Here is a 294-nt window from a genome sequence, read left to right as displayed (position 1 = left end):
GCCTCTTACTGCTGTTAGGCCGATCGTTAGGCTCTTTGGGTGCTCGTTATGGCAAAAAGCGTGTCGCTGTGGCAACACGTAACTTGGAACTTGCCTTCCCAGATAAGCCTGCAGACGAAGTCGCGGCTATGGTCAGTGAAAACTTTAAAAATACTGGTATGGCACTGATCGAAACCGGTATTACCTGGTTTTGGCCGACGTGGCGCTTCAAAAGAATCCTAGTGGATAAAGACACCCAAACGTTGCGTACACACAAAGCCAACGGTAAAGGTGTTCTTTTGTGCTGTGTGCATG

General features: G+C 48.6%; 1 pseudogene. It reads left to right on the top strand.

What is annotated here, in order from left to right:
• Positions 1-294: pseudogene (locus AB4486_RS25700) on the top strand (lipid A biosynthesis lauroyl acyltransferase); the annotation flags it as partial.

The organism is Vibrio sp. 10N.222.55.C6, from assembly GCF_041473395.1.
GTDB classification, from domain to species: domain Bacteria; phylum Pseudomonadota; class Gammaproteobacteria; order Enterobacterales; family Vibrionaceae; genus Vibrio; species Vibrio crassostreae_C.
This window is presented reverse-complemented; position numbering and strand designations above follow the sequence as displayed.